The organism is Paenibacillus sp. NRS-1782 (assembly GCF_050467685.1).
Classification (GTDB): Bacteria; Bacillota; Bacilli; order Paenibacillales; family Paenibacillaceae; genus Paenibacillus; species Paenibacillus terrae_A.
On the sequence record NZ_JBITPH010000110.1, the window covers coordinates 1 to 8,357 of the forward strand.

At 47.1% G+C, this 8,357-nt stretch carries 3 protein-coding genes; all 3 read left to right on the forward strand.

All coding sequences use genetic code 11. The annotated features are described in order from the left end of the window. Positions 1–1,957, forward strand: a 1,957-nt coding sequence (locus ACIFQM_RS24855) for a condensation domain-containing protein (RefSeq protein ID WP_430066405.1), incomplete at its 5' end; no start/stop codon positions are given. 568 nt (positions 1,958–2,525) lie between these two features. Further along, positions 2,526–3,749, forward strand: coding sequence for an ACP S-malonyltransferase (fabD, locus tag ACIFQM_RS24860; protein ID WP_430044354.1), 1,224 nt, complete (start codon positions 2,526–2,528; stop codon positions 3,747–3,749). After that, positions 3,724–8,357, forward strand: a 4,634-nt coding sequence (locus ACIFQM_RS24865) for a beta-ketoacyl synthase N-terminal-like domain-containing protein (RefSeq protein WP_430044352.1), incomplete at its 3' end; no start/stop codon positions are given. The genes fabD and ACIFQM_RS24865, both read left to right, overlap by 26 nt.

The following is an 8,357-nucleotide window of genomic DNA, read 5'->3' on the forward strand; positions in this document are numbered from 1 at the left end:
CATGCCACTGACACCGAATGGCAAAATCGACCGTAAGGCCCTGCCACTGCCATTGCCGGAATGGGCAAGTAGCTTGGATATAGCCTACTTTGCTCCAAGAAATGAAATGGAGCAACAATTGGCGAATCTTTGGCAGACGGTGCTTGGGGTAGAAAAGGTAAGTATCGACGAGAACTTCTTTGAACTTGGAGGTCATTCTTTAAAGGCCATTCAGCTCGTCTCCAAAGCACAGGAATCAGGAATTCCATTAGGCGTACATCAAGTGTTGCAACATCAAACCATTCGAAGCTTGTCTGACCGGTTATCCCTTGATAAAGTTGTCACCAAGCAAGATACTTCATGGCTTACAGATGTAACGGCAGCTGAACAATGGATTAGCGAAACCTTTATAGTACAGGCTATGCTTCAATTCGTACCCAACGATGAGCGCGACTATTTATTTTTACATGTATATCCGTTCCGGTCAGATCAGGTGGATGAAATAACCACGGGAATTTCGTCTCATATTCATTCCGAGCTGCACCCTCATTATATCGTTCCGATGGGTGAGGAAGACGCCAGCCAACGGGTTAGAACAGGGTACACAGAGCTGGAGCAAACAGACGAGGAACAGGCAAACAATCATCAATGTCAGTCTGAGTCTGAAGAATGGATTTTAAAAATCGCTGAAATGAATGCTCGCTGGGATGAGCATCTACTCAGCTCAGAGGCTATCCATCGTTTCCCGCTGGCACCTGCTCAGCATTACCATTTGATGCACGCTGCTCCCTCGGGTACTGTGGTGCGGCTGGACCAATACGTGGATGTGGAACGTCTGTCCACAGCGGTTCGGCAGTTAATTCATCGCCATGAATTACTGAGAAGTGTGCTTGCACAATCGAATGGAATCTGGGAATGGGAAGTACGGCCAACACCGGAACATATTTCATTGCCTTGTGTGGATCTTTCAGTCTATCCGGTGCAGACACAACAGCAGCTTCTTCCATCCATCATGTCGAATCTTTATTTTGAACCATATGAGCAGAAACAAGCTCTGCAATACCGGATGGTGCTGGTTCGCTTGAATTTGCGGGAATATTTGCTGCTGCTGCCATGCTCACACATCATTTTTGATGCTACGAGCAGTGTCGTTCTGCATAATCAGCTTCTGGAGGAATACGATCATACACAGCAGAGTCAGACAGTTAAAACATTCCATTATCACGATTATGTCGATCATATCCGCCAAGGTCCGCAAGGACTCAGCGATCCGCAGATTGTGGAGCAATTTAAGCTCCAAGCGTTTGACAACAACAATAGTCGAATCCATGCAAGAACCCGGGAGTGTAACTATGCAGAATCCACCTCATTTATTTGGGAACTGAAGCTGCATGATATTCCAAAACAGGACGGTGCTACAAACCTATCGAATATTTCGTTGCAAATGGGATTTCAGTTCTTTAGCAGTTACTTTGAACAGACAGAAGTTCCATTATGGTTAACGCAGTATGGACGACAGTATGGGGATCGAAACTACTTTGGGTCACTGGGAGAATATATTGACCATATTCCTGTTTTGCTCCAGAAGGAAGAGGAGATATCCTATGAAAACGTTATTCAAAAACCCTTGGATGTTGCTGCAAATCACCATTTGAATTTCTTTAATTTGATTTTTAACGAAGAAATGAAATCAGTTTACCCGCAATCAAGCAGCATTCTAAAAAAGAATTTTGAACAATTACCTATTGTGTTTAACTACTTGGGTAAAATGCAGGAAGACTCGAAGTTGCTCAGTACTTTGAATAGGCCGAAAAAAGATGCTAATGGAAGCAAAGCCATTTTCTTCGAGTCTGCATATACGGCAAGTGTTCTAAAAATCTCTCTGTCCCTTCCGTATGAGGAAGATTGCGAGGAAATTTACCGACTCTTTCAAGCTGCAAATGAAAAGGTTCTTTCGGATCTGATCATACCGCAGTAAAGAACTGAAGATATACTTTTTAACTAAAATAAAACCTTATCAATTCCCCTCTCTCATGAAAGTAGCTGATGTAACGGTTGCTTTCGGGCCCATGACGACCAAGGGAGGGTTTTTTTAAAATACAAGCAAATTGACAGAGACAAGTAAAATGAGTAACGCGACTTTTATATCAATTAAATCCCATAAACTTAATCGGATTAATGTATTTCAAATTTTGTAGGGGTCCGAAGATTCGAGGAGGAATTGTTTTGAGTGACCCGCATCAGCATTTGGATTCGTCCACCAAAAGGGCATAGTTTATGGCCTGAAATTTCAGCATACTCCAAGGTTTTTTACACTTCCAAGTCTATTCACACACCTGACTTTTGATCTCAATTACAGCACGAATGGAACTCCATAACCAATTCACTTTTACAATGTCGATTACTGTTTTTTGGCAATCCGTTTTGTTGCTTTTTGCTGCATCTATCTTTACATCTCGGTATCTCCATGCATATGTACATTAACACCCGAATCGTAAAAACATTTTTGTTTTGCCACATCTTTGTGGAGAGGAAAGGGGTTTGGTATGAATCGCATGGCTTTGGTTTTTCCAGGACAAGGATCTCAGTATGTAGAAATGGGAGCCGCATGGCATAGCGATTTTACAGAAGCGGATCGCTTGTTTGAAGAGGCTGCTGATATTTTGGGATATGATCTGAAAGCTCTATGCATGGTAGGTCCGATCACCCAATTATCCAGGACATTCTATACTCAGCCGGCACTTCTTACGATCAGCGTCATTGCATTCCGACGTTATATGCACGAAATTGGGATTATTCCGGAATTTTCAGCAGGTCATAGCCTGGGTGAATATTCAGCTCTGGTAAGTAGCAGTGTTCTGTCCTTTGGCGACGCTTTACGACTGGTACAAGAGCGGGGGCGCTTCATGGAAGCAGCCGCAGAGGCCGGTCTGGGCAGCATGATTGCCATTCGCGGAGCTGAATTGAACTTCGTGGAAGAATTCTGTCGTCTGCACTCCACAGTCGATCAGCCTGCTGTCATTGCCTGTTACAATTCGCCCAATCAGTATGTCGTCTCTGGTCATCATACGTCGGTAGCTGTGGTAGCTGGCAAGTTAGAACAGCGGGGGGCCCAAATTACTCGCTTGCAGGTTAGCGGTCCTTTTCATAGTCCGCTTATGCAGCATGCTGCGGACAGGCTGACCATTGAGCTGCAAAAATACACTTTCCATGAAGCGCAGTGGTCCGTGATCTCGAATGTGACCGCTCAGCCATACTCCGATGTAGACAGCATCCGTCAAGGATTGATTTTGCAAATGACTCACCCGGTTCGATGGATACAAACCATGCAGTATATGGCGAATCATGGCGTGGAGCAAGGCATTGAGCTAGGCCCACGGACAGTGCTGAAAAATTTGGCGAAAGAAATAAACACCACTATTGAAGTGCTTTCCCTAGACAGAGACCTGGATCGAGTTGAACTGGAACGCCGTTTCTCGATCCGTGATTGGATTGCCCGTTCCCTGTCGCTGGCGGTGTCTACCCCCAATGCCAATTGGAATGAAGATGAGTATCGAAAAGGTGTTATTTTACCTGTTCGGAAACTGGAAGAATTACTGCGAAACTCAGAATCAGACAGCAGTCCACCACCTGCTTCTGAGCAAAGACAGGAAATACTGGGGTGTATTCGCCGGGTGTTGCAAACCAAACGGGTCTCCGAAGGAGAGCAGAAAGTAATGCTAGAGCAATTAAGGAGGGATCAGGATGGAGCAGTTTCAAACTTTAATTGAAATCATTCAAGACCGTGCAAGCCGGGATGAGAACGGGATCACCTTTATTTCCGGTGATAAGCAAGAGGAATATGTGTCCTACAGTAAACTTCTGGAGCAAGCATCGCAGGTGCTTCATGCATTACAGGAAAAAGGGATACAATCTGGCGATGAGCTGATCATGCAGATCGACGACAATCATACCTTTGTAAATGTATTTTGGGGCTGCCTGCTCGGTGGAATCGTTCCTGTTCCTGTAAGCATCGGGAATAATGATGAACATAAAATGAAACTGTTTAAAATCTGGAATACGCTCTCCCGCCCTTATATGGTTGCGGATGACAAGGTTTTGGAACAACTGGAAAAGTACGCGCATCAGCACGAACTGCTGGATTCCTTTGAGCCTGTTAAAAAAGCAACTTTTTCAAGCCATGCATTAGACTATTCCGGTCTGAATAAAGGTGTAGTTCATGCATCCAAACCGGAGGATTTGGCTTTTATCCAATTTTCCTCAGGCTCTACAGGTGATCCTAAAGGGGTCATGCTGACACATGAAAATCTGGTTTACAATATTCGGGATGTCGCAAATCAAACGGGCATGAGCTCCAAGGATGCTTATTTGGGTTGGATGCCGCTTACGCATGATCTGGGATTGATCGCCTTTCATTTAACCTGTGTGGTCGCTAATGCCAAGCAGCTGATTATGCCAACGGCACTTTTTATCCGACGCCCGTCTTTATGGCTAAAAAAAGTATCGGAGCATAAGGTGACCCAAATATGCTCTCCCAATTTTGGATATAAATTTTTTCTCGATCAGTACAAACCTGAAACAGCGGATAACTGGGATTTGTCAAGCGTACGTATGATTTTAAATGGGGCTGAGCCGATATCTGTAGAGCTTTGCCATGTGTTTATGGATGCGATGAGTGTTCACGGCTTGAATAAAAATGTGATGTTTCCTGTCTATGGACTGGCAGAGGCGAGCGTGGGAGTTTCCACTCCCCCTCTGGACAAAGATAATTTTATTCCGCTTTATTTGAATCGGCAGCAGTTACACGTAGGTGAACCCATAGAAGAAGTAGACAAATCCGACAAGCGGTGTCTTACTTTTGTGGATTTGGGGTATCCGATGGCCAGCACCTCTGTCCGCATTTGCGATGGACAAAATCGAGTGCTGGAAGATGGTGTGATTGGACACACGCAAATCCGGGGCAAAAATGTGACTGCTGGATATTACAACAACCCAGAGGCTACCGCGAAGGTCAAAACAGAGGATGGCTGGCTCATCACCGGAGATTTAGGGTTTATGAGAAATGGCCGCCTGGTTATTACTGGTAGAGCCAAGGATATCATTTTCGTGAACGGCCAGAACGTTTATCCGCATGACATCGAGAGAACTGCCGAGGAGTTGGATGGCGTGGATCTCGGAAAAGTAGCGGTGTGTGGTGTCCATGATGCGCAAACTAGGCAGGATCGTATTGTTGTTTTTGTGATGCACACGAAAAAGATAGAGCATTTTGTGCCGCTAGTTCAAAAGCTGAAAAGCCATCTGAACTACCGGGGAGGCTGGAATATTCAGGATGTAGTTCCGATTCGACGTATCCCTAAAACAACCAGCGGGAAGGTTCAGCGCTTCAAATTAGCCCAGAATTATGAGCAGGGTGAATTTGATGGAATATTGACATCACTGGCCGAGGCTACTCAAATCGCTCAGGCAACTGAGCGTGTAGTCCTGCCTCAAGGACAAATAAAACAAAAGCTGATTGGAATCTGCCAGGATATTTTAAATGTAAAGTCGATTGGAACAGATGACAGCTACTTTGATATCGGAGTGACTTCCTTGCAGCTCGTTCAAATTGTGGACCAGTTGGAGGACCAATTAGGGATTCATATTGAGGTGACGGACTTCTTTTCCTATCCGACCATCGCCAAGCTGGCTTCGTATATCTCCAGTCAAAGCCTAAGCAGTGACGCGACTGCAACAACACAGCCCGAGGCCAAGGAGGCAGCGAATGACCGGGATATCGCCATCATTGGCATGTCCGGCAAGTTTCCTCAAGCGGATACACTGGAGCAGTTTTGGGCGAATGTGTCATCAGGGGCAGACAATATCGGTCCGTACAGCGATGAAAGAAGAAAAGATGCCGAAGCTTTCATTTCCCGTCTGAATACAGAAGGACGGAATATGCAAATCGCAGAAGGTGGCTATTTGGACGAAATAGACAAGTTCGATTACTCCTTCTTTAAGCTGACTCCACGGGAAGCCTCGCTAATGGACCCAAATCAACGGCTATTTCTACAAACCGCCTGGAGCACGATTGAGGATGCGGGGTATGGTGGCACGCAGCTGGCAGGCCAAAAGGTTGGTGTGTATGTTGGCTTCTCCAAAACCAGCTTCGAATACGAGCGCCTGCTGTCCGAGGTGGAACCGGGTGCGCTGCCGAACTTTGCCATTGGTAATTTATCGTCCATTATTTCCAGCCGAATTGCGTATTTGCTCGATCTAAAAGGCCCGGCGTTAACGATTGATACAGCATGCTCTTCCTCACTCGTTGCAGTACATCTGGCATGCAAGTCCATCCTCAATGGAGACTGCGATATGGCACTGGCAGGTGGAGTGAAGACGATTTTGCTTCCGCTGAAAGCGGGTATAGGCATGGAATCCTCCGATGATCGGGCACGCGCCTTCGACGATCAGTCGGATGGAACAGGCTGGGGCGAAGGCGCTGGAGCGGTTTTCCTGAAGCCGCTGCGTAAAGCGGAGCAAGACGGTGACAACATTTTGGCTGTGATCAAGGGAAGTGCCATCAATCAGGATGGCAGTACGATTGGTATTTCCGCGCCGAATGCGCTCGCTCAGGCGGAAGTAATTTTGCAGGCGTGGCACGATGCACAGATTGATCCAGAAACAGTTAGCTATATCGAAGTGCATGGAACCGGAACCAAGCTGGGCGATCCGGTCGAGATTGACGGCATTACCAAGGCTTTCCGCAAGCATACACAGCGCAAACAGTTCGTGGCGATCAGCACAGTCAAGACGAATATCGGACACTTATACGAAGCCGCCGGGATCGCGGGCTTGATCAAATCCGTACTGTCCATGAAGCATCAAAAAATTGCGCCGCTCGTTCATTTTCGCACGCCAAACCAGAAGATCCATTTCGAGGAATCTCCGGTATATGCCAATACGAAGCTGAGGGAATGGAAGACGAACGGCTTCCCGAGAAGAAGCGGGCTGAGTTCCTTTGGATTCAGTGGAACAAACTGCCATGTGGTGCTGGAGGAATATATATCAAAGACGGAATCGGATAAATCCTACAGGGCCAGCAACAATGGATCATCACCGCTGCTGCTGACCTTGTCAGCGCGGAGTGAATCCGCTTTGCGCGAGCTGGTCGGGCGGTACGCAGAACGGTTCAGACGGGCGGAAGAACTCGTGATGCAGGATGTATGCTATACGGCTAACACAGGCAGAAGCCACCTTAATCACCGGATTGCGGTGACTGCCGCAGGAGCGGATGTGCTGAAAGCAAGGGTGCTTCAGTTGCACGAACAAGGCAGAGCCGTCGAAGGTGTATACACCGGGAAAGCGGATAGCACAGGTGGCGCAGAGACGGCCAATGGAAGCTTGGACACGTTGCAATCACTGGAGCAACTGGCTGCCAAGTATGTGCAGGGAGCGCAGATCAATTGGAGTACCCTATATGCAGGTAACCACTACAAAAAGGTTTCTCTGCCTACGTATCCATTCGAACGGAAAAGATGCTGGATTAACGTGCCCGAACAGGTTCGAAAGGAACAGAAGGCACCCGTTCATGAAAACTCAACAGTAAGAGAGACTGGAATTATGGGGAACGAGTATTCGGTGTCAGCATTGGCTACCAATCAGCACAAATCATCTATCCTTCAAAAATTAGCAAAAATGATCGGTAACGTGTCCCAGCTCAGTCTGGAGGAACTGGAGCCACAAACACATTTTCTGGAGCTTGGGCTGGATTCCATTAATTTGTCCCAGGTTCGCCACAGCATCAAGGATACATTCGGACTGGACGTTCCGATGAACGAATTTTTCGAATCGTTGACCACGCTGGAGCTGTTAGCCAGCTACGTAGCCGAACGGGTGAGCATTTCCACTTCTGCTGAAGCCCCGATTCAGTCTGTGGAAAATCGTCCGGATACCACTCTGAATCAGGCTGTTCATACAGCTTCCCCGTTAACCCAACTGTATCATGAATCCGGCGTTCCGGCTGCCGCATCCGTTTATGGTATAGATACGGCTGGGCAAACACGGGCTCAAAGCTTCCCAATCTCTACAGCTCCTGCGGGTGTAGAGCGAATTTTGGAGCAACAGCTACATCTGATGTCACAGCAGCTTGATGTTCTCCGGCATCAGCCCTCTGCATCCGTAATAGCTTCCGAGGCATTTAGCCCTGAATCCGGCGTTTTGCCATCAGCAAGTAGAGGAAACGCCGAGATTATCCGTACCGAATCCAAGCAGGAGGTCGCGGCTGCATTAGCACCCGCTCCATCCGTACAGGCTATTCCCAAGCAGACAAGCAATGAAGCCAAGTCGTTTACACCCTACAAAAAGCTGGATGTCAAAGCACGTGAATTGCTTTCGCTCCGTCA